This window comes from Bacillus sp. EU52 (assembly GCF_037964975.1).
In the GTDB taxonomy this organism is placed as follows: domain Bacteria; phylum Bacillota; class Bacilli; order Bacillales; family Bacillaceae; genus Bacillus; species Bacillus subtilis.
The window spans coordinates 2,055,435-2,076,631 of record NZ_CP150177.1; the positions used below are offsets into that span (position 1 = coordinate 2,055,435).

A 21,197-nucleotide genomic window follows, 5' to 3' on the forward strand; every position below is an offset into this window, starting at 1 on the left:
TCTGGCTTTCACAATGATAAAGTTACAAGTAAGATGAAAAGCTGAAAATGAGGTAAGATCATGATTAAAAAGCATTTAACATTTCAAAAACTAAACGGGATTACGCCCTATATATGGACGATATTTTTCATCCTCCCCTTCTACTTTATATGGAAATCATCATCTACATTTGTTATTATTGTCGGCATCATTTTGACGCTTTTATTTTTTTCGGTATATCGATTTGCTTTTGTCTCAAAAGGCTGGACCATTTATTTGTGGGGATTTTTATTAATTGGCATTTCAACCGCCTCCATTACCCTGTTCAGTTATATTTATTTTGCTTTTTTTATCGCGTATTTTATTGGAAACATTAAGGAACGCGTCCCTTTTCATATTTTATATTATGTCCATTTAATAAGCGCAGCCGTCGCAGCCAATTTCAGTCTCGTATTAAAAAAGGAATTCTTTCTGACACAAATTCCTTTTGTCGTCATTACCCTCATCAGCGCAATTTTATTGCCCTTTAGTATAAGAAGCCGCAAGGAGCGCGAACGGCTTGAAGAAAAGCTCGAGGATGCAAATGAACGGATTGCAGAACTGGTAAAATTAGAAGAACGTCAGCGAATTGCCCGCGATCTCCATGATACGCTTGGGCAAAAGCTTTCTCTTATTGGTTTAAAAAGCGACTTAGCAAGAAAATTGATATACAAAGATCCCGAACAAGCAGCTCGTGAGCTGAAAAGTGTTCAGCAAACAGCGCGAACTTCTTTAAATGAAGTAAGAAAAATCGTTTCCTCTATGAAGGGCATCCGGCTCAAGGATGAATTGATCAACATCAAACAAATTCTCGAAGCAGCTGACATTATGTTTATCTATGAAGAAGAGAAATGGCCCGAAAATATCTCATTGCTGAATGAAAACATTTTGAGCATGTGCTTAAAGGAAGCTGTCACAAATGTCGTCAAACACAGCCAGGCTAAAACTTGCCGAGTTGACATTCAGCAGCTCTGGAAGGAAGTTGTGATAACAGTGTCTGACGATGGAACATTCAAAGGAGAAGAAAATTCCTTTTCAAAAGGACATGGCTTACTCGGGATGAGAGAACGGCTTGAGTTTGCAAACGGAAGCCTTCACATCGATACCGAAAACGGAACCAAGCTTACCATGGCAATTCCTAATAATTCAAAATAAACATAAAGGATGGCTTATATGATTAGTATATTTATTGCAGAAGATCAGCAAATGCTGCTGGGCGCTTTAGGATCACTTCTAAACCTCGAAGACGATATGGAAGTCGTAGGCAAAGGTACAACCGGCCAAGATGCTGTTGATTTTGTCAAAAAACGCCAGCCTGATGTATGTATTATGGACATTGAAATGCCCGGAAAAACAGGACTTGAAGCTGCTGAGGAGCTAAAAAATACAGGCTGCAAAATTATCATCTTAACCACCTTCGCCAGACCCGGTTACTTTCAGAGAGCTATTAAAGCTGGCGTTAAAGGCTATTTGTTAAAAGACAGTCCGAGTGAAGAGCTGGCCAACGCCATCCGTAGCGTCATGAATGGAAAACGCATCTATGCACCTGAGCTGATGGAGGACTTATACAGCGAAGCTAACCCTCTTACAGATAGAGAAAAAGAAGTGCTTGAACTTGTGGCTGACGGTAAAAACACAAAAGAAATCGCTCAGGAACTCAGCATCAAAAGCGGGACGGTACGGAATTATATCTCAATGATTCTAGAAAAGCTTGAAGTGAAAAATCGAATTGAAGCCATTACCCGGTCAAAGGAAAAAGGCTGGTTTAAATAAAAAAGGATCTTGGCATCTGCCAGGATCCTTTTTGTTAACCTGAAATTCCCGTTTGAGAACCTCGCCGCAACCAGAATTAAATTGATCCATATCCTCGCTCCTACGCCCGCTGAACGATTGTTTGGTTAACAGCCCAATAAAAGACTGGATTGAATGATATCCCTGTTAAAATGGTCGGCCATTGCACATCAGCAGAATTTCTGATATTGATTATATTGTATTTTCAGTATGACAAAGTTGCGCTACTTCGCTCCCGAAGCTGCCATGCCCAACTGCAAGAGCCTAATATCACAATAAAAAACCGTCTGAAATCAATCCGATTCCGTAAATGGCATCTGCTACATCCAACTGCTTATTATCTGCCAAAAAAGATACAACACCAGCTCGTTTCGCTGATCAAAGATAGTAACAACCAGCTATAAATGTCATGATGCCGAATGTCTCTGTAATGTGGAATCAATCTTTTAACCCGAGAGCCCCTGAATCGCACATAAAGAAAAACGGGACCACTTTCTTTTATCAGCATATGATATAAACAGCTCTAAGCAGAACGAAAAAAAGACACAAGCCAAAAGCTTATGTCTTTTATCACAATCTATATTATTAGTTTAAGACTTTAACACTTACAGTTTTGACGCCCCAATTAGAAGCATCACTTTTACTTGGTACAAATACGTCGATTTTATTTCCTTTAATAGCGCCGCCAGTATCTGCTGCTGTTGCTTCCCCGTAGCCTTCAACATAGACTTTAGAACCTAGCGGAATTACATTAGGATCAACCGCAATAACTTTCGCGTTCGGGTTCTTATTTAAGTCAATGCCTGTAGCTGTAACGCCGGAAATGCCGCCGTCGTTAGCAGTGTAAGCAGTAGCAGTAACTGTTAGTTCTTTTGAAGCTTCTTGATTATTTGTATTTGATTGAACAGCCTTCTCCTCTGTGTTAACAGAAGTTTCTGCCTCAGCCTTTGTTTCTTGTTTAGGTTGCTGTTGTACAGCTTCTTGTTTAGGTTGCTCTTTTTGCACAGCCTCTTGTTTTGGTGCAGCTTGAGGTGCGTTTGTTTGCGCATTCTCAGTAGCTGTGTTTGCTGCTGTTGCCTGACCTTTTACTGAAAGAGTTGATCCAGCATAGATCATGTCAGAGCTTAAGTTATTCCAAACTTTCAGGTTGTTGACTGTCGTGCCGAATTTTTGAGCAATCTTAGAAAGCGTATCTCCCGCTTTAATTGTATATTGCCCAGTCGTGGTTGTTTCTTCTGAAGAAATGGTCAGTTTTTCTCCTGCAATGATTTTATCAGAAGTTAACTTGTTCCATTCTTTTAAGTCCTTTAGGTTCACTCCATTTTTCTGAGAGATTCCCCAGAGCGTATCACCCTTTTGCACCGTAATTTCTTTTGCAGAAGCGTGAGCTCCGAATGCAGTTGTTGAAAGTGCAGCAACTGCCACAAAGGACATAATCGTCTTCTTCATAAGTAAATCCTCCCTTGTTAGCTTTTTATTGGCGGCTAACAGGTGATATCGTAACACACGTAAATGTCAAATCAATAACAAAAAGATATGATTTAGATTACAGTTCCTTTACATGAAGGATTTCTCTCTGATGGAAAGACTTGCTGAACCCTTGATATAATAGGCTTCGCAGGTCTTTTTATTTTGAGGCGAAACAGAGAAAATAAAATGTGTTTTTTATAGAAAAAAAGATTGTTTTTCTGTTTTTTTAGTCTGTCATCCTTGCATAAGCTTGTATTTCTTGTAAAAAAAGCCGGCCGTATTTTGCTCTTTTTTGTTCTCCGACTCCTTTTATAGACAAAAGTTCATCATCATTTACGGGCTGTTTTCCTGACATTTCTTTTAACGTTTGGTCAGAGAAAACAACAAATGGCGGAACACCCTGCTCAGCCGCAATTTCTTTCCGAACCATGCGCAATCGTTCAAATAGCTCGTCATTTTCAGTAATCGCTGCCGCTTTTAACGCTTCTTTTCTCGCTACTGATAATTCTCCTTTCAGCACATTCCTTCCTTTACTGCTGACAAAAAGAGTCGGAAACGTTCCGTCTGACATCCTGATGAAGTCATCAGAAATAAGAAATTCGATAAAATCACTGATTTCGCCAACGGATTGGTGTTTTAATATCCCGTATGTTGAAAGGTCGGAAAAGCCGTTTTCAAGAACTTTTTTATTTTTGGAGCCGGCAAGCACCTGTGCAACCATCGTCTTGCCAAACCGTTCTTTCATGCGAATGATACAAGATAAGACCATTTGCGCCTCCCGCGTCACGTCATGGACCGCTCTTGTATCGGTACAGTTTCCGCACTGTCCGCACGCATCAGGCTCCTTTTCTCCGAAATACATAAGGATAAAACGCTGCAGACAATCTTCCGTATGACAGTAGTCGACCATTTGTCTCAGCTTTTTTAAATCCTGCTTTTGTTTCTCTTCATGTTCTGATTGCTCAATTAAGAAGCGCTGCACCATAATATCCTGCGGTGAAAACAGGAGAACACATTCACTGGCAAGACCGTCCCGTCCAGCTCGTCCTGCCTCTTGATAATAGCTTTCCATATCTTTCGGAATTTGTGCATGCAGAACAAATCTGATATTTGATTTATCAATACCCATTCCAAAAGCAGAGGTTGCCACCATCACTTGAAGCTCATCATTAAGAAACCTTTCCTGCTGCTCTTTTCTCTCATCATCAGCCATACCTCCATGATACCGGCCTGCCCTGACCTGATTTCGTTTCAATCTCTCATATATCCGATCAGCTTCTTTTCTGGTCGCTGTATAGACAATTCCTGCTTCATGCCTGTTGTTTTGTACATATTCGTCTATAAACCGATCTTTATTTTCTCCTTTTACTACTTTAAAGGTTAAATTATCTCGGGAAAATCCGGTATATACCGTGTTTTCTTTTTGAATATGCAGCTGTTTGCAAATATCATCATGAACCTCGGGTGTGGCTGTTGCTGTTAACGCCATGATGACAGGCTTGTCGTGTAATTCACGGAACAAGATTTCAATATTCCTGTAGCTTGGCCTGAAATCATGGCCCCATTGAGAAATACAGTGCGCCTCGTCTATTGCGACCAGAGGAACATCTATGCCCTGCAAAATCCGGATAAACTCTGTGGACGTTAGTCGCTCTGGTGTAATGTAAAAAAGCTTATAAGCCCCTTCTTTGAGTCCGTTCAGCCTCTCATATATTTCCTGATTGGATTGTGTGCTGTTAATGTAGGCGGCGTTAATCCCCGCTTCTTCTAACGCATCAACTTGATCCTTCATCAAGGAAATCAACGGTGAAATGACGATCGTCGTCCCTTCAAACATTAATGCCGGAATCTGATAGCAAATCGATTTGCCGCCTCCCGTCGGCATAATGCAGGCCGTATTTTGCCTCGCTTCCGTCACCAAGCGGATCGCTTCATCTTGGCCGCTCCGAAACTTCTCATAACCAAAATAATGAGCCAGAAGGGATTGGGCTCTATGTAACATAACGTGTAAACCTCGCTTTTCCTTGAATTTCTCCCATCATATCATAAAAAAGCGGCCTTCATTTCTTTCACATAAAAATGGAATATTCACTATACCAAACCTTTTTAGATAAAATAAAAAGCCATTTCCGAAAAGGAAATGGCTTTCGCTACGTCTTGCCGTATGCAAGTAAGAAAGTTTTAAACCACCACTCCTCAAAGTGGGTGTTTGCAGAAACGTTCCTGTCGTCCTCTGCAATGGAGGCATGACATTCCGGCTTCGATATAAAACTCCCTATTACAGCTTAAAGGTTAAAACTTAATTAACAATACGCACAAAGTAGCTTCTTTAATATAGTACACCATCAGGCGCTTTTAATCAAGAGGCCAAAACAATTGTTTAGAAAAACTTTTTCCAGTGAATAAAACTGCTTTTTCTCCAAAATACCTGACAATTCGACAAACAAAAAAATATATTACAATAAAAAAATAGCCTTTTTTGCTAAAAGCGAATGATTATTTTCTTCTATATTAATGTGTATATACAAAAAGACTCCTATTTGTAACGATAGGAGTCTTGGCTTTATTAGAATTTTGCAGCAAGATCTTTTGCTTCTTGTAAACCTTTTTCAACGATTTCTTGCGCTTGATCAGGTGCTGCGTTATGTCCTTCGATGACAACTGTGTGCAAGTCTTGAACACCCCAGAAACCAAGAACTGTTTTCATGAAGTTTAATGACATTTCAAGTGCAGCCATTGGTCCTTCTGAGTAGACACCGCCGCGAGCGTTAAGAAGCGCAACTTTTTTGCCGCCCATTAAACCGACTGGTCCTTCTTGTGTGTATTTGAATGTAACGCCTGCGCGAGACAGATAATCAACATAAGTATGAAGCACTGCTGGCACTGTGAAGTTCCAAAGCGGGAATGCGAAAACAACTTTGTCAGCTTTTACAAACTGGTTCAGATATTTGTCAGCAATTGCTGCTTGTTTTTTCTCATCTTCTGTCATTTCCATTCCTTGACCTGCTTTAAATGTTCCGTTAATCATATCTCTGCCAAGGTAAGGAAGGTTTTCCTTATGAAGATCTAATTCAACCACTTCATCATTAGGGTTGTTTTCTTTATAAGCAGCTAAGAAAGCTTCGTAAAGTTTAGTTGAAACGCCTTCTTCAGCTGTACGGTCGCTTGATTTTACAAATAAAACTGTAGACATTTGTATTCCTCCCGGTAAACTTTTTATATTTACTTACAAATAGTATGTTACTTTCTTTTTTACGCAAAGTCAATCACTTTATTTTGAATATGAGATTTTTTTTCAAAAAAAAGCAAGTACATCTAATATCGGTGTACTTGCTTGCCATTTTTACTTCGAATCTTGTTCACGATCCAAGATTTCATACGTCTGCGAGCTTTTTTGATCAATTGTTTCTTTGTTGGATAAGTCTTTTACCTGTTCATGAAACTCTCTTTCATAAGAAGGAGCATCTGTCTCCAGATCATCCTCCACATCAGCTTGGGCCTCAACTGTCATTCTTGCATAAGGAACAGCTTCAAGTCTTTCGTAAGGAATCTCTTGGCCGGTTTTTTCACACACGCCGTAAGTTCCGTCTTTCATCTTTTGTAATGCACGGTTGACCTCCTCTAACAGCTCCCGGTCAATCTCTTTCACTGTTTGGTCTGTCATCCGGTCTGTGACGAGCGTCCCGTGGTCTGCCATATGGTTGTCAACCCCGTTGGAAAGCTCCCCCACTTCTTCCGTCATTGATTCTGTTTCCTTTTTCTCGCCAGACAATTCTTTTTGCATATCGAGCAATTTATGATAGAGATGCTGTGTTTGTTCTTTTGTCAGTGCCATGTATATCCTCTCCTTTCTATCCTGTTTCCCGTTTTGCCTTCTGTCAAACATGGAAACATCGATGGAAAGATGAGCTACTGCCTTTTTGAACGGATCGTGACCGCTGGCGTCGATGGTGCTTCGGGTTTTCGTTGGCACTTTTTGTCCTTCTCTTCTGGCGGTATATAATAGGTTGCGCCTATATTTAATCTGCCGCTCAGTTCATCAATGGTCAGCTCGCCGAATTCAAGATGATAGTCAACCTTTTCGACATTCAGCGTTTCAATATGTATATAGGTTTCTTCAGACTCTTGTTTGCTGCTTTGTTTTTGTTTCTCAATCACTGAGAGTCTTTCTTCACATTCACGCAGTTTGTCAAGTTCTGGTTTCAAGCAATGCCTGATCAGCGACCGGAACATTTTTTTCATGACATCACGACCCTTTGCATACTCCTCTTTCGTCTACATATATAATGAGGTATATCCCATAGAAAGGAGAGGTTTTCATGCTTCCGACTAACATCAATATTTCTCATCTCAAGACTAACTCGATAGGCACCGGCTCATCCCTTACCTTTGGTTCTGCGGAGTTAAGGAACAGGTGCTCTGCTATCAAAAGAAATAACGGTTTTGGGGAACAAAATGCAGATGTTATTGTCATGGTCATTCCGATTGAATCAATTGATGACCGTGATGGGTCAGATGCACTCAGTATGAAAATCAATCATCAATAACAATGGTTTTCGCTTGACCTTCGTCTTTTTGAATAGTGATGTATAGGATTCCGTCTTTAAAAATGGCATTCATCTTTCCATGAAGATGATCGGAAAGCGGAATTTTCTTTTCAAAACTTCCGTATTTCCCTTCTTTTTGGCGAAAGTCCTGTTCATTAAAATAGGAAAAGCGCTGCCCCTTCACCACTAAATAATCTCCGTACGATAATATGTGAACGTCTTGTTTACGGTAGCCTGGAAGATAAATTAAAAACTGCACTTCCGTAACGGTATCTACAATATCCATGCTCGGAAATGAAGCATCTCCTTTCCCTCGCTGTTCTTGCTGCGCAAACGGAAACGGAGATTGGCCATTTGTCATAAAAGGGGTTTTTTGGTCTTCATCAAATACCTGTTTCCAAAAGTCACCGCCGTACATCTGCTGTGCGAATTCCATCCACTGCTTCATCTTTTCGAAATCCATTTGAAGCCCCCTGTCTTAACATACTTTATAACCGCCAGCATACAACTATAGAAAGGAGGTTTGCCTGTGGTTCAACCAACTCCGTATATCAATATTAATATTTTCATGCTGAAAATTAATTCCTTTGAAAATGCTTCAGCGGTTAACGTAGGACAAAATTTATTGGCAGAATGGCAAAATTCTGATAAAAAAAATCAAGGCTACGGACAGAATTTTGGAGATGCGAGCGGATTTATGGGCACGAGAAGCCATGTGGATGACAGAGACCAAATTGATTCTCCGGCCTCTTTTGAAAGTGAAGCGGTTAACTCCTCAATCAAAAGGAAGTGATGAGATGTTCTTTTCTCCCTCCGTCGTGAATGTCGGCGGATTTAAAATCAATACAATGGACCGTGGTTCCTCTTTAACACTCGGTCCGTATCAGCAGGTCGATTACTTTTTATCAGCTAAAATAAATCAAGGGTTTGGAGAAGAAAATGGCGACTTTACTCCTCTTGTCGTACCGATTTCAAATGTATTAGATGCAGATCTTGTTGATTCGAACTCAGCGAAAAACAGTGTGGTGTAATAAGTAATAAGAACAGGGCGCACATGCCCTGTTCTTGTTTTTATATATAAAAAAAAGCCTAACCATTTTTTGAACGGCTGGCTCATCAAATATTCAGCTGCACAAATGCTTTGTCAGCACCGCCTGAACCTCGCTTAAATCGGTGTCTTTCGCAAATTCTAATTCGAACGTTTTGCTTCTTGTCATCAATAAAAGCCCAGTGTCCGGATCAAACATTCCCGCTTCTTGAATGGCAAAGCTTTCAATTGTTTTATATGGAAGAAATACACGAACCTTCTTTTTGGAAAACATTTTATTGTCAAAGAAAATGATCCGCTTATTTGTAAAGCAAATTTGGTCCACTCGGAGCTTATAAATCGATTCTATTCTTTCCCCTTCAACGAGCAAAGCCTCAAGCTTCTTTGCGTCCGTTGATCTGCTAACAGAAAAAATACCCAATGAAGAACCCCTCTTTCTGCATTTATCTATTTGTTTTATCATTCACTACATAAAAATAAGTCCTTTATCCCTATATAAGAATACGACATAGAAGACATTTAAACCATTACGAACAGATTACATTTTTCAAATTTTTGATTTGTTTTTTGGCTTTTAAGCTGTTGTCATCAAGTAATACGCACATATAGAGAAAAAAGTTTCAATATTCAGCAATGTTTTTATAAAAAAGCGGTTTTTAATGATTTTTTTAATTTTGTTTTATATTTCCTGTTTTAACCACAAAAAACCGCAGCTGAGCTGCGGTTTTATGTATCGACTGCTTTTAACAAAATCTGTTTGATGCTTCAAGGAAGCATTACATCTCTTCGAAGTATTCTTTATAATAGCCGCCGACTTTATTCGTATTGTCGACCACAAAGAGAAACTCCTCTGTTTCATTTTTTACTTCATATTCTTTTCCCGGCGTTAAAACGCGGTTTACGATATATTTTTTTGCGTTTGTCTGCACACACTTTACTTTTTTAATTGTTTCTTTTTCAAGCCAATTTTTATGAATCATGATGAAATCTCCTTTTCTTATCTATAAGCTTATTGTAGCTTTTTTCTTTTGTAAATTGCAATATCGGTTATTCATTGATTTTGCCTTGATTTCTATTATAGAATGTTTGTATACGCTTACGTTTGAAGCAACTATCACAGCTTATTTCTGCTATTCAATCCAGGAATCAATGTGCTATCACCAAGAATCTCAGAACAGACCATAAAAAATGACTGGAGGTTTGTTACGGATGAGTTCTTTAACGATGCAAGTGACGAAAAGGCTGGAGACATTTTTACAGGGAACAAAGAAGCTTTATATTGACGGAAAGTTTGTTCCGAGTGCCTCAGGGGCAACCTTTGACACTCCAAACCCGGCGACCGGCGAAACCTTGATGACGCTGTATGAAGCCCAGGCTGCGGATGTGGACAAAGCGGTTAAAGCTGCCCGGAAAGCCTTTGACCAAGGTGAATGGAGAACAATGTCTCCAGCTTCGAGAAGCAGACTGATGTATAAGCTGGCAGACTTAATGGAAGAGCATAAAACTGAGCTTGCTCAGCTTGAAACACTTGATAATGGGAAACCGATCAATGAGACGACTAATGGAGATATTCCGCTGGCTATTGAGCATATGCGCTATTACGCCGGCTGGTGTACAAAAATAACAGGACAGACGATTCCGGTTTCCGGCGCTTATTTTAATTATACGCGTCATGAGCCTGTCGGTGTCGTCGGCCAGATCATTCCATGGAATTTCCCGCTCCTGATGGCGATGTGGAAAATGGGCGCGGCACTTGCAACAGGCTGTACAATCGTCCTCAAACCGGCTGAACAAACACCGCTTTCAGCTCTTTATTTGGCAGAATTAATTGACCAAGCCGGTTTCCCTGCCGGTGTAATCAACATCATCCCAGGATTCGGTGAAGATGCGGGAGAAGCGCTGACGAACCACGAAGCGGTTGATAAAATTGCCTTTACCGGTTCCACTGAAATCGGAAAGAAAATCATGTCCACCGCAGCGAAAAGCATTAAGCGTGTGACATTGGAGCTGGGCGGAAAATCGCCTAATATTCTTCTGCCGGATGCGAATTTGAAAAAAGCCATCCCGGGCGCTTTAAACGGTGTGATGTTTAACCAGGGTCAAGTCTGCTGTGCGGGCTCACGTGTCTTCATTCATAAAGACCAATATGATGAAGTGGTTGATGAAATGGCGTCCTATGCTGAGTCACTCCGCCAAGGAGCGGGACTTCATAAAGATACTCAAATCGGGCCTCTCGTAAGCAAGGAACAGCATGAGCGCGTTCTTTCCTATATTCAAAAAGGAAAAGATGAAGGAGCAAAAGCAGTGACCGGCGGAAGCTGTCCTTTTGAAGCAGGATATTTTGTCGCACCGACTGTGTTTGCGAATGTTGAAGACGAAATGACCATCGCAAAAGAAGAAATTTTCGGACCCGTGCTGACTGCAATTCCGTACGAAACTGTCGATGAAGTTATTGAACGGGCAAACCATTCAGAATATGGGCTTGCGGCCGGACTATGGACAGAGAATGTCAAGCAGGCTCACTATATCGCGGACCGACTTCAAGCCGGAACCGTTTGGGTGAACTGCTATAATGTGTTTGACGCGGCGTCTCCATTTGGCGGTTATAAACAGTCAGGACTCGGACGAGAAATGGGATCATATGCCTTGGATAATTATACAGAAGTCAAAAGTGTATGGATAAACCTTGAAGACTAACATGTATTTTTAAAAAACTGCTGCATGCCAGCAGTTTTTTTCTTTCTGTAATGGCAGTAAAAGACGCTGAATATATATGCTTCTGAAGGAGTTGAGCGTGATGGGCACACTTCAGGAGAAAGTGAGGCGTTTTCAAAAGAAAACCATTACCGAGTTAAGAGACAGGCAAAATGCTGATGGTTCATGGACATTTTGCTTTGAAGGACCAATCTTGACAAATTCCTTTTTTATTTTGCTTCTTACCTCACTAGATGAAGGCGAAAATGAAAAAGAACTGATATCATCCCTTGCAGCCGGCATTCATGCAAAACAGCAGCCAGACGGCACATTTATCAACTATCCCGATGAAACGCGCGGAAATCTAACGGCTACCGTCCAAGGATATGTCGGGATGCTGGCTTCAGGATGTTTTCACAGATCTGAGCCGCACATGAAGAAAGCTGAACAATTTATCATCTCACATGGTGGTTTGAGACATGTTCATTTTATGACAAAATGGATGCTTGCCGCGAACGGGCTTTATCCTTGGCCTGCTTTGTATTTACCATTATCACTCATGGCGCTCCCCCCAACATTGCCGATTCATTTCTATCAGTTCAGCTCATATGCCCGTATTCATTTTGCTCCTATGGCTGTAACACTCAATCAGCGATTTGTCCTTATTAACCGCAATATTTCATCTCTTCACCATCTCGATCCGCACATGACAAAAAATCCTTTCACTTGGCTTCGGTCTGATGCTTTCGAAGAAAGAGATCTCACGTCTATTTTGTCACATTGGAAACGCGTTTTTCATGCACCATTTGCTTTTCAGCAGCTGGGCCTACAGACAGCTAAAACGTATATGCTGGACCGGATTGAAAAAGATGGAACATTATACAGCTATGCGAGCGCAACCATATATATGGTTTACAGCCTTCTGTCACTTGGTGTGTCACGCTATTCCCCTGTTATCAGGAGGGCGATTACCGGCATTAAATCACTTGTGACTAAATGCAACGGGATTCCTTATCTGGAAAACTCTACATCAACTGTTTGGGATACAGCTCTAATCAGCTATGCCCTTCAAAAAAATGGTGTGACCGAAACGGATGGCTCTGTTACAAAAGCAGCCGACTTTTTGCTAGAACGCCAGCATACCAAAATAGCAGATTGGTCTGTCAAAAATCCAAATTCAGTTCCTGGCGGCTGGGGGTTTTCAAACATTAATACAAATAACCCTGACTGTGACGACACTGCAGCCGTTTTAAAAGCGATTCCCCGCAATCATTCTCCTGCAGCATGGGAGCGAGGGGTATCTTGGCTTTTATCGATGCAAAACAATGACGGCGGATTTTCTGCTTTCGAAAAAAATGTGAACCATCCACTGATCCGCCTTCTGCCGCTTGAATCCGCCGAGGACGCTGCAGTTGACCCTTCAACCGCCGACCTCACCGGACGTGTACTGCACTTTTTAGGCGAGAAAGTTGGCTTCACAGAAAAACATCAACATATTCAACGCGCAGTGAAGTGGCTTTTCGAACATCAGGAACAAAATGGGTCTTGGTACGGCAGATGGGGTGTTTGCTACATTTACGGCACTTGGGCTGCTCTTACTGGTATGCATGCATGCGGGGTTGACCGAAAGCATCCCGGTATACAAAAGGCTCTGCGTTGGCTCAAATCCATACAAAATGATGACGGAAGCTGGGGAGAATCCTGCAAAAGCGCCGAAATCAAAACATATGTACCGCTTCATAGAGGAACCATTGTACAAACGGCCTGGGCTTTAGACGCTTTGCTCACATATGAAAATTCCGAACATCCGTCTGTTGTGAAAGGCATGCAATACCTTACCGACAGCAGTTCGCATAGCGCCGATAGCCTCGCGTATCCAGCAGGGATCGGATTGCCGAAGCAATTTTATATTCGCTATCACAGTTATCCATATGTATTCTCTTTGCTGGCTGTCGGGAAATATTTAGATTCTATTGAAAAGGAGACAGCAAATGAAACGCGAATCTTATCAAACGGAGATGTTCAATTGGTGTGAAGCCCTGAAAGATCAGATTCAAAAGCGAGGACAGCTTGACCAGTTTGAAGATCAAATCGACAAGATGATTGAGGCTCTGGAAGATGACCAAACAACAGAAGAAGATTGGTATAAACAGGCCGCTGCTCTTTACCGGGATATTACAGAATCAGATGATACAAGTGAAAGACGCGCATATGTCCCTATAGGGAAACACGTGCTGCCAAAGCTTCCTTACAAATACTCCGCCTTAGAACCTTATATTTCACGCGATATTATGGTCCTTCATCATACAAAACATCATCAAAGCTATGTCGATGGCCTGAACAAAGCAGAATCAGAGCTTAAAAAAGCGAGAGCAACAAAGAATTATGACTTAATCACTCATTGGGAAAGAGAGCTTGCGTTCCATGGAGCAGGCCATTATTTGCACAGTATTTTTTGGTTTTCTATGCATCCAAACGGAAAACGGCGTCCTACAGGGGCATTGTTCCAAATGATAGACCTTTCATTTGGAAGCTATTCCGCTTTTAAAGAACATTTTACCCAGGCCGCTAAAAAAGTGGAAGGCGTCGGCTGGGCCATTCTGGTCTGGGCACCTCGATCAGGACGGCTGGAGATTTTAACGGCAGAAAAACACCAGCTCTTTAGCCAATGGGATGTGATCCCCCTTTTACCGCTTGACGTATGGGAGCATGCCTACTATTTGCAATACAAAAATGACCGGGCCAGCTATGTCGATCACTGGTGGAATGTCGTGGATTGGCGCGAGGCTGAAAAACGTTTTGAGCAGGCAAAAGAAGTCGTTTGGAAGCTCTATTAAAAAAAGCCCCCCTTTCTCCGGGGGCTTCGTGTTTTAAAAAATCCCTACCACATGCAAAAACACGATGATAATGGCAACAGGAGATAAATATCGAATGAGCAGCAGCCAAACAGCAAACCACTTTCGTTTGAGATTAGAACCGCTTTTCAGCTCGTCAAACAAATCCTGTTTCGGTATTTTTAGCGGGACAAAAATCGAAATCAGTAACGCACCTAACGGCATTAAAATATTGCTCACAAGATAGTCGGCGGCATCAAAAATAGACAGATGAAATATAGAGACGTCACTTAAGACACCGTATGATAATGCAGACGGCACACCGACAATAAAAATAGCAATTCCGCCTAACCAAGCGAATCGTTTTCTCTTATTGACATCGCCTTTCGAAAGTACTGCGACCAAAATTTCCAGCATTGAAAAAGCAGATGTCAATGCAGCAAATAAAAATAGAAGTAAAAATGCTAATAAAAAGATAATTCCGAACGGCATTTGATTAAACACAGTCGGCAGCACGTTAAATAACAGAACCGGGCCTTGGTCTGGTTTGAGGCCGAATGAAAAGACAGCTGGAAAAATCGCAATTCCAGCCATTACAGCAACAAGCATGTTCATAACAGTTACAGATACAGCGGACTGTACCAGATTTTCCTGTTTCTCTAAATAAGCGCTATACGTTACCATGACAGATACACCGACACTTAATAAGAAAAAGGATTGTCCCATTGCATATAAAATGGTATTGGCATCAATTGCAGTTAAATCAGGCATCAGGAAAAATTTGATTCCTTCCATCGCACCATCAAGTGTAACCGAACGCACCATTAAAATGATGAATAATAGAAAAAGCGCCGGCATTAATACTTGGCTTGCTTTTTCAATTCCGCTGCTTACCCCTTTTGCAACAACTAAAATTGTTACCACCATAAAGAGCAGCTGGCCTCCTACAGCCAAATAAGGATTTGAAATGGTACTCGCAAATATCGTATCAAAACCAGATGTTTGCGATAAACCGCCAGTGAAGCCTTTTATAATATAAATTAAAATCCATCCGCCTACGACACTGTAGAAAGATAGAAGAATAAAGCACGTCACCATGCCTAAATAACCGATCCAATGCCACTTCGTTCCTGGAGCAAGTGTTTTATAGGACTGAACGGCATCTTTCTGTGTTCTTCTGCCTATGATAAATTCACCTAACAATAAAGGCAGTCCGATTAAAACCGTAAATAAAATAAAAATAAGTAAAAATGCGCCTCCTCCGCTGGTTCCGGCAACATATGGGAATTTCCATATCGCACCAAGCCCGATAGCTGATCCTGCCGCGGCTAAAATAAAGCCGAGCTTCGAAGACCATTGATTTGCTTCCTTCACCGTATCACTCCTATTTGATCTAACCATTATAAAAGTTCATTGTAAGAATATCTTCCTATATAGTCAAGAACATTTTAATTAGTTTACATCATATATCTATAGACATCTGCCAAAAACTATTATTGAATTATTCAGAAAATTATTTATAATAAGAGAATGTTATGAAATTTGTAAGAATTTCTGCTGAAGTTCTTGATAAGTGTGTTAGGAGTGTTTTTATGGACATCATTAGAAAAATAAGTCATTTTGCAGGACAAACCTTTGGCATATGGGTCATTGTTTTTGCAGTGCTGGGATTTTCTTTCCCATCTTTATTTACGTGGATCAGTTCTTATATTACGATTTTTCTTGGCATTATCATGTTTGGGATGGGCCTTACACTGCAAGCCGATGATTTCAAAGAGCTGGTCAGAAAGCCTTGGCAAGTTATTATTGGAGTAATAGCTCAGTATACGATCATGCCGCTCGTTGCTTTCGGCCTCGCATTTGGGCTTCATCTTCCAGCTGAAATCGCAGTTGGTGTTATTCTTGTCGGCTGCTGTCCCGGGGGAACTGCATCTAATGTTATGACATTCTTAGCAAAAGGAAATACTGCCCTTTCTGTTGCGGTTACGACAATTTCTACCTTATTGGCACCTGTTGTAACACCGTTGTTGATTATGCTGTTTGCCAAAGAATGGCTTCCTGTCTCGCCGGGGTCTTTGTTTATTTCAATATTACAGGCGGTTTTATTTCCGATCATTGCAGGTCTGATTGTCAAAATGTTTTTCAGAAAACAAGTGGCAAAAGCCGTACATGCCCTTCCGCTTGTTTCTGTCATTGGCATCGTTGCGATTGTCTCAGCTGTCGTCAGCGGCAATCGGGAAAATCTGCTTCAATCGGGGTTGCTCATTTTTTCAGTTGTTATCCTGCATAACGGTATCGGTTATTTACTTGGGTTTCTTTGTGCAAAGCTTTTAAAAATGGATTACCCGTCTCAAAAAGCGATCGCAATCGAAGTCGGCATGCAAAACTCCGGACTTGGGGCTGCACTTGCCACGGCTCATTTCTCACCGCTATCTGCCGTACCAAGCGCAATATTCAGCGTGTGGCATAACCTTTCAGGTTCTATGCTTGCAACATATTGGTCGAAAAAAGTGAAAAAGAAACGAGCTGAATCCAAAAGCAGCAATCTATCACTTTAAATATGCAAAAAAGGTACATCACTTTATCGTGATGTACCCTTTTTTATTATCCTTCTAATAAAAGCTGTTCAGGATCTTCCAGTAAATTTTTGATTGTCACGAGGAAGCCAACCGCTTCTTTACCGTCTACAATTCGGTGATCATAAGATAAAGCGATATACATCATCGGACGGTTTTCGAAACGCTCTTCATCAATGGCTACAGGGCGCAGCTGAATCTTATGCATGCCCAGTATACCGACTTGCGGGCTGTTTAAAATTGGAGTTGACATCAATGAACCGAAAGTCCCTCCGTTTGTAATCGTGAAAGAGCCTCCCTGAAGCTCGCTAAGGGTTAATTTATTGTTTCTTGCTTTTTTCGCAAGCTCGCCGATCTCTTTTTCGATTCCTGCAAATGTCAGGCGATCCGCATCCCGCACAACCGGAACGACAAGGCCTTCATCAGCAGCAACAGCGATTCCGATATCGTAGAATTTTTTAACGATCAACTCATCGCCTTGAATTTCTGCATTCAACAACGGATATTTTTTCAATGCAGCTACGACCGCTTTCGTGAAGAAAGACATAAAGCCGAGCTTCACTTCATTTTGCTCAAAGAATTGATCTTTGCGGCGTTTTCTGAGATTCATGACAGCCGTCATGTCCACTTCATTAAATGTGGTCAGCATCGCTGATGTTTGCTGTACCTCTACAAGGCGTTTTGCAATCGTTTGTCTGCGGCGTGACATTTTTTGCACTTCAACAGGTTTGTCAAAGCTTTGCTGTGCTTTTTGAGCCTGAGGCTGCTGCTTTTGCTGAGGAGCCGGTTTTGATGCCGGTTTTTCGTACGCTTCGACATCCTGCTTGCGCACTCTTCCAAGCGGATCTCCAGTTGGAACTTGAGACAGGTCAATTCCTTTTTCTCTCGCCAGCTTACGGGCCGACGGAGAAGCAATCGTTCTTGATTTTGCTTCAGATTGTGCTTCCTCGCTCACCTCTTGTGCAGCTGGTTCAGCCTGTTTCTCTTCTTTTACGCTTTCCTTGCTTTCTGCTTTCTCTGTAGGAGCAGGGGCAGAACTTTCACCCGCGCCTTCTGAAATCGTACCGATAATTTCTCCGACTTGGACGGTATCACCCGAATCTTTCAATACCTCTTGAAGTACACCCGATTCTTCTGCTGTCAATTCAACATTCACTTTATCCGTTTCTAGTTCAAGCAGATATTCACCCTGTTCTACATAGTCACCAGGCTGCTTTAACCATTGGGCTATTGTTCCTTCTGAGATTGATTCTGCTAATTCAGGTACCTTAATTTCCGCCATTTTTTCATTTCCCCCTTAGTTTTTGCGAGTCAAGCTATCAGATACAATACGTTCCTGTTCTTTTTTATGAACTGTCGGATCTCCCTCTGCAGGGCTGGATCGTCTTCTGCGTCCAATATATTGAACGCTTACTCCCTCTGGTGCAATCTCTGTCAAATACGGGCTGATATAACCCCAAGCCCCCATGTTCTGCGGCTCTTCCTGCACCCAAACGATTTCTTTCAGGTTCGGAAGTTTTGCAAATAATTCTTTGACTCCTTTTGCCGGGAATGGATACAGCTGTTCGATTCTCGCAATGTGAACCCACTCTTTACCGTCTTCTAACTTATTAAAATGATCGCTAATGTCTATAGACACTTTACCGCTGGATAATACAAGTCTGGTTACTTTTTCATAGTCATGAGAAAGTCCCGACTGTTCATAAACAGGCTGGAAGCGGCTTTCGCTGAGCTCCTGCACTTCCGACACCGTATTTGGGTTGCGAAGAAGGCTCTTCGGCGTCATAATGACGAGCGGTCTGATTTCTTCACGAAGCAGCATTTTAGCCTGTCTTCTTAAAATATGGAAATACTGTGCTGCGCTTGTCAGGTTGGCAACCGTCCAGTTATTTTCCGCTGCAAGCTGCAGGAATCGCTCGATTCTTCCGCTTGAGTGCTCAGGCCCCTGTCCCTCGTAACCGTGCGGAAGCAGCATGACTAATCCGGATTTTTGGCCCCATTTCGCGCGTCCGGCAGAAATAAATTGGTCAAAATACACTTGAGCTGCGTTGGCAAAATCTCCGTACTGTGCTTCCCACAAAACAAGCGTTTCCGGTGAATGCACGTTATAGCCGTATTCAAAACCGAGAACCGATCCTTCAGACAGCGGGCTGTTATGAACAGCAAATGATGTGCTGCAGTCAGATAAGTGATGAAGCGGCACAAATTCTTTGCCCGTCTCACTGTCATGAAGCACAAGGTTTCTTTGGGCGAACGTTCCGCGCTCGGAATCCTGTCCTGTTAAACGAATCGGTGTTCCGTCTTTCAAAATTGAAGCAAACGCGAGTGATTCTGCCAAAGACCATTCCACTTTTCTATCATCATCGAACGCCTTGGCGCGTCTTTCTAAAATGCGTTTTAGCTTGCCGAAAACATTAAATGACTCCGGCCAGTTGATCAATTCGCCATTCAGCTTGCGGAGCACATCAAAATCAATCGAAGTGTCCACATCTGGGAAACCGTTTGATACAGGCTCTGGAAGTTCAATTTCACAGGCAGTGTGTTCCTTTTTAGACGGAACTTTCTGATATGCATCCTCAATGCGCTTCGTTACCGATTTTTCGATGTTTTGAACGACTTCCTCGGTAAGCACGCCTTCTTTTACCAGCTTTTCAGCGAAAATTTGTTTGACGGTCGGATGCTTTCTGACAGCATCATACAGCATTGGCTGAGTGGTTGACGGTTCATCCATTTCGTTGTGTCCATAGCGTCTGTACCCGATCAAATCAATCAGAAAATCCTTGTTGAATGTTTTTCGGTATTCGACCGCAAACTTAACAGCTGAAAGACAAGCTTCAGGATCGTCCGCATTCACGTGAACAATCGGAATTTCATAACCCTTGGCCAGGTCGCTGGCATATTTTGTCGATCTGGATTCAGCGCTTTCTGTTGTGAATCCGATCATGTTATTGGCGATAATATGAATCGCACCGCCTACTTGATACCCTTTTAAAGAGCTTAAATTCAATGTTTCAGCTACAATTCCTTCCCCAGGGAATGCAGCGTCTCCATGGATTAAAATGGCAAGCGATTTTGTTTCATCTTGTACCGGGTACCCGCTTTGTGTTCGCGTTTCCTGTGCTGCTCTTGTGCTGCCTTCAACAATCGGATTGATAAATTCCAAGTGGCTCGGGTTGTTCGCTAACGTAATGCGCGCTGATTTTGTTTCAGCGTCTTGAAGCTCCCGATTCGCCCCCAAATGGTATTTGACATCCCCTGTCCATCCGTAGCTGATCCCAATTGATCCCTCAGACGGGACAAGATCTTTATTCGGCGCATGCTGGAATTCAGAGAAGATGATTTCATACGGTTTGCCGAGCACATGTGCCAAGACATTCAGGCGTCCCCTGTGCGCCATCCCGATGTTGACACTTGTCGTGCCTGATTTGACAGATTGTGCAATAATGTCATCAAGCACTGGAACAAGAGCGTCCAGACCCTCAATGGAAAAGCGCTTCTGCCCGACGAATGTGCGGTGTAAAAACTGCTCAAATCCCTCTACTTCTGTCAGTCTTTCCAGCACAGCCGACAGCTTTTCAGCTGAGTTCTTCTGGAACAGCTCGCCAGATTCAATCTTTCTTGTCAGCCACTCGCGCTCTTTGAAGTCATGCACATGGTCAAATTCAAAAGAGATGGTTCTTTTATACGTATTTCGTAAATACTGAATGGCTTCTAAACCGTTCGTAATGTTTTTAGGAGCGTCTTTGCAGATGACAGACGCAGGTATTGCTTTTATTTCCTCTTCTGTTAGCCCGTAATCGGATAATGGAAAAAGTTCGCTCTTTTTCTCATCCTTTCTGAGCGGATTGACGGAAGCGTTCAAATGGCCATAGGTTCGGATATCTTCTGCAAGTCTGACTGCGGATGCGATCTTTTGAATCAGATCGGCTGTAACACGTCCCTTTTCTTTTGTTCCCGAGGCCTCTTTTATATCGCTTGGCGGAGCACCGAGCTCGTCGAACATTTCCTTCAAATCCGGGTCAATGCTGTTCGGATCCTGGGTATACTGATCGTAAAGCTCCAGCGCATAGCCGAGGTTCGGACCGTAAAAATCTTCCCAATTCATTCGTTGTTTCATACTATTTTGAAACATTTGAATATTACCCCCAACTTAAATAATCAAGTGATTGATTCACTATCTTGAAATAACTTTCGAACGCTGTGTCCAAAATTATGTAAT

The 21,197-nt window shown here is 42.0% G+C and carries 20 protein-coding genes and 1 other RNA gene; 9 read left to right on the plus strand and 12 right to left on the minus strand.

Going from position 1 to position 21,197, the window contains the following annotated elements:
* The first annotated feature begins 60 nt into the window (after window positions 1-60).
* Complete coding sequence (gene desK, locus NSU05_RS10235) at window positions 61-1,173, plus strand: two-component sensor histidine kinase DesK (RefSeq protein ID WP_029318043.1); 1,113 nt, start codon at window positions 61-63, stop codon at window positions 1,171-1,173.
* 18 nt (window positions 1,174-1,191) lie between these two features.
* Entirely contained in the window at window positions 1,192-1,791 is a 600-nt protein-coding gene (gene desR / locus NSU05_RS10240; RefSeq protein ID WP_038429122.1) for a two-component system response regulator DesR, read from the plus strand.
* Between the two features lie 603 nt (window positions 1,792-2,394).
* On the opposite strand, the gene NSU05_RS10245 is transcribed toward desR, so the two are convergent.
* The 6 genes from NSU05_RS10245 to NSU05_RS10270 all read right to left on the minus strand — a co-directional run bounded on the left by NSU05_RS10245 (window position 2,395) and on the right by NSU05_RS10270 (window position 7,521).
* The gene (locus NSU05_RS10245) at window positions 2,395-3,258 is read right to left on the minus strand and encodes a 3D domain-containing protein (RefSeq protein ID WP_003231267.1); all 864 of its coding nucleotides are present in this window, start codon (window positions 3,256-3,258) and stop codon (window positions 2,395-2,397) included.
* A 247-nt stretch (window positions 3,259-3,505) separates the two neighbouring features.
* A complete protein-coding gene (gene recQ / locus NSU05_RS10250) occupies window positions 3,506-5,281 on the minus strand; it encodes a DNA helicase RecQ (protein WP_038429123.1) in 1,776 nt (591 codons plus the stop codon).
* A gap of 141 nt (window positions 5,282-5,422) precedes the next feature.
* A non-coding RNA gene (ssrS, locus tag NSU05_RS10255) (6S RNA) lies at window positions 5,423-5,609 on the minus strand.
* Window positions 5,610-5,845: 236 nt separating this feature from the next.
* Window positions 5,846-6,472: an FMN-dependent NADH-azoreductase AzoJ gene (azoJ, locus tag NSU05_RS10260; RefSeq protein ID WP_003231260.1), complete on the minus strand. Its 627-nt coding sequence runs from the start codon at window positions 6,470-6,472 to the stop codon at window positions 5,846-5,848.
* A 150-nt stretch (window positions 6,473-6,622) separates the two neighbouring features.
* Window positions 6,623-7,114, minus strand: a complete 492-nt coding sequence (locus NSU05_RS10265; protein ID WP_003231259.1) for a TraR/DksA family transcriptional regulator — start codon at window positions 7,112-7,114, stop codon at window positions 6,623-6,625.
* A 74-nt stretch (window positions 7,115-7,188) separates the two neighbouring features.
* Window positions 7,189-7,521, minus strand: a complete 333-nt coding sequence (locus tag NSU05_RS10270; RefSeq protein ID WP_003231257.1) for a hypothetical protein — start codon at window positions 7,519-7,521, stop codon at window positions 7,189-7,191.
* 77 nt (window positions 7,522-7,598) lie between these two features.
* Here NSU05_RS10270 and NSU05_RS10275 point away from each other — a divergent pair, with 77 nt between their 5' ends.
* Window positions 7,599-7,826: a hypothetical protein gene (locus tag NSU05_RS10275; protein ID WP_038429125.1), complete on the plus strand. Its 228-nt coding sequence runs from the start codon at window positions 7,599-7,601 to the stop codon at window positions 7,824-7,826.
* Here the strand turns inward: NSU05_RS10275 and yocM are convergent.
* On the minus strand, window positions 7,813-8,289 hold the full coding sequence (gene yocM / locus NSU05_RS10280; RefSeq protein ID WP_038429127.1) for a salt stress-responsive protein YocM: 477 nt from the start codon (window positions 8,287-8,289) through the stop codon (window positions 7,813-7,815). The genes NSU05_RS10275 and yocM overlap by 14 nt on opposite strands.
* A 66-nt stretch (window positions 8,290-8,355) precedes the next feature.
* Here yocM and NSU05_RS10285 point away from each other — a divergent pair, with 66 nt between their 5' ends.
* Together NSU05_RS10285 and NSU05_RS10290 are read left to right on the plus strand one after the other, a co-directional pair.
* The gene (locus NSU05_RS10285) at window positions 8,356-8,619 is read left to right on the plus strand and encodes a hypothetical protein (protein WP_004399338.1); all 264 of its coding nucleotides are present in this window, start codon (window positions 8,356-8,358) and stop codon (window positions 8,617-8,619) included.
* Window positions 8,620-8,623: 4 nt separating this feature from the next.
* Window positions 8,624-8,857, plus strand: coding sequence for a hypothetical protein (locus tag NSU05_RS10290; protein ID WP_003231251.1), 234 nt, complete (start codon window positions 8,624-8,626; stop codon window positions 8,855-8,857).
* Between the two features lie 93 nt (window positions 8,858-8,950).
* Here NSU05_RS10290 and NSU05_RS10295 read toward each other — a convergent pair whose 3' ends face one another.
* Window positions 8,951-9,295, minus strand: coding sequence for a PH domain-containing protein (locus tag NSU05_RS10295; protein WP_003220141.1), 345 nt, complete (start codon window positions 9,293-9,295; stop codon window positions 8,951-8,953).
* Window positions 9,296-9,650: 355 nt separating this feature from the next.
* Complete coding sequence (locus NSU05_RS10300) at window positions 9,651-9,854, minus strand: DUF6501 family protein (protein ID WP_003231245.1); 204 nt, start codon at window positions 9,852-9,854, stop codon at window positions 9,651-9,653.
* Between the two features lie 229 nt (window positions 9,855-10,083).
* On the opposite strand from NSU05_RS10300, the gene dhaS reads away from it, so the two are divergent.
* The 3 genes from dhaS (at window position 10,084) to NSU05_RS10315 (ending at window position 14,405) form a co-directional block, all read left to right on the plus strand.
* Window positions 10,084-11,571, plus strand: a complete 1,488-nt coding sequence (gene dhaS, locus NSU05_RS10305) for an aldehyde dehydrogenase DhaS (RefSeq protein WP_015714095.1) — start codon at window positions 10,084-10,086, stop codon at window positions 11,569-11,571.
* 100 nt (window positions 11,572-11,671) lie between these two features.
* Window positions 11,672-13,603 (plus strand): sporulenol synthase, encoded by a 1,932-nt coding sequence (sqhC, locus tag NSU05_RS10310; RefSeq protein ID WP_052124604.1) that lies wholly within the window; start codon window positions 11,672-11,674, stop codon window positions 13,601-13,603.
* Window positions 13,560-14,405 (plus strand): superoxide dismutase, encoded by an 846-nt coding sequence (locus NSU05_RS10315; RefSeq protein ID WP_015251901.1) that lies wholly within the window; start codon window positions 13,560-13,562, stop codon window positions 14,403-14,405. Before sqhC ends, NSU05_RS10315 begins: the two co-directional genes overlap by 44 nt.
* A 33-nt stretch (window positions 14,406-14,438) precedes the next feature.
* On the opposite strand, the gene NSU05_RS10320 is transcribed toward NSU05_RS10315, so the two are convergent.
* The gene (locus NSU05_RS10320; RefSeq protein ID WP_014480024.1) at window positions 14,439-15,776 is read right to left on the minus strand and encodes a sodium-dependent transporter; all 1,338 of its coding nucleotides are present in this window, start codon (window positions 15,774-15,776) and stop codon (window positions 14,439-14,441) included.
* A 218-nt stretch (window positions 15,777-15,994) separates the two neighbouring features.
* Here NSU05_RS10320 and NSU05_RS10325 point away from each other — a divergent pair, with 218 nt between their 5' ends.
* A complete protein-coding gene (locus NSU05_RS10325; RefSeq protein WP_038429129.1) occupies window positions 15,995-16,960 on the plus strand; it encodes a bile acid:sodium symporter family protein in 966 nt (321 codons plus the stop codon).
* Window positions 16,961-17,006: 46 nt separating this feature from the next.
* Here NSU05_RS10325 and odhB read toward each other — a convergent pair whose 3' ends face one another.
* Both odhB and sucA read right to left on the minus strand, forming a co-directional pair.
* Window positions 17,007-18,260 carry a 2-oxoglutarate dehydrogenase complex dihydrolipoyllysine-residue succinyltransferase gene (gene odhB, locus NSU05_RS10330; RefSeq protein WP_014477077.1) on the minus strand — a complete coding sequence of 418 codons (1,254 nt, stop codon included), beginning with the start codon at window positions 18,258-18,260 and terminating at the stop codon, window positions 17,007-17,009.
* A 15-nt stretch (window positions 18,261-18,275) separates the two neighbouring features.
* Window positions 18,276-21,110 carry a 2-oxoglutarate dehydrogenase E1 component gene (gene sucA, locus NSU05_RS10335; protein ID WP_038429134.1) on the minus strand — a complete coding sequence of 945 codons (2,835 nt, stop codon included), beginning with the start codon at window positions 21,108-21,110 and terminating at the stop codon, window positions 18,276-18,278.
* Between the last annotated feature and the right edge of the window lie 87 nt (window positions 21,111-21,197).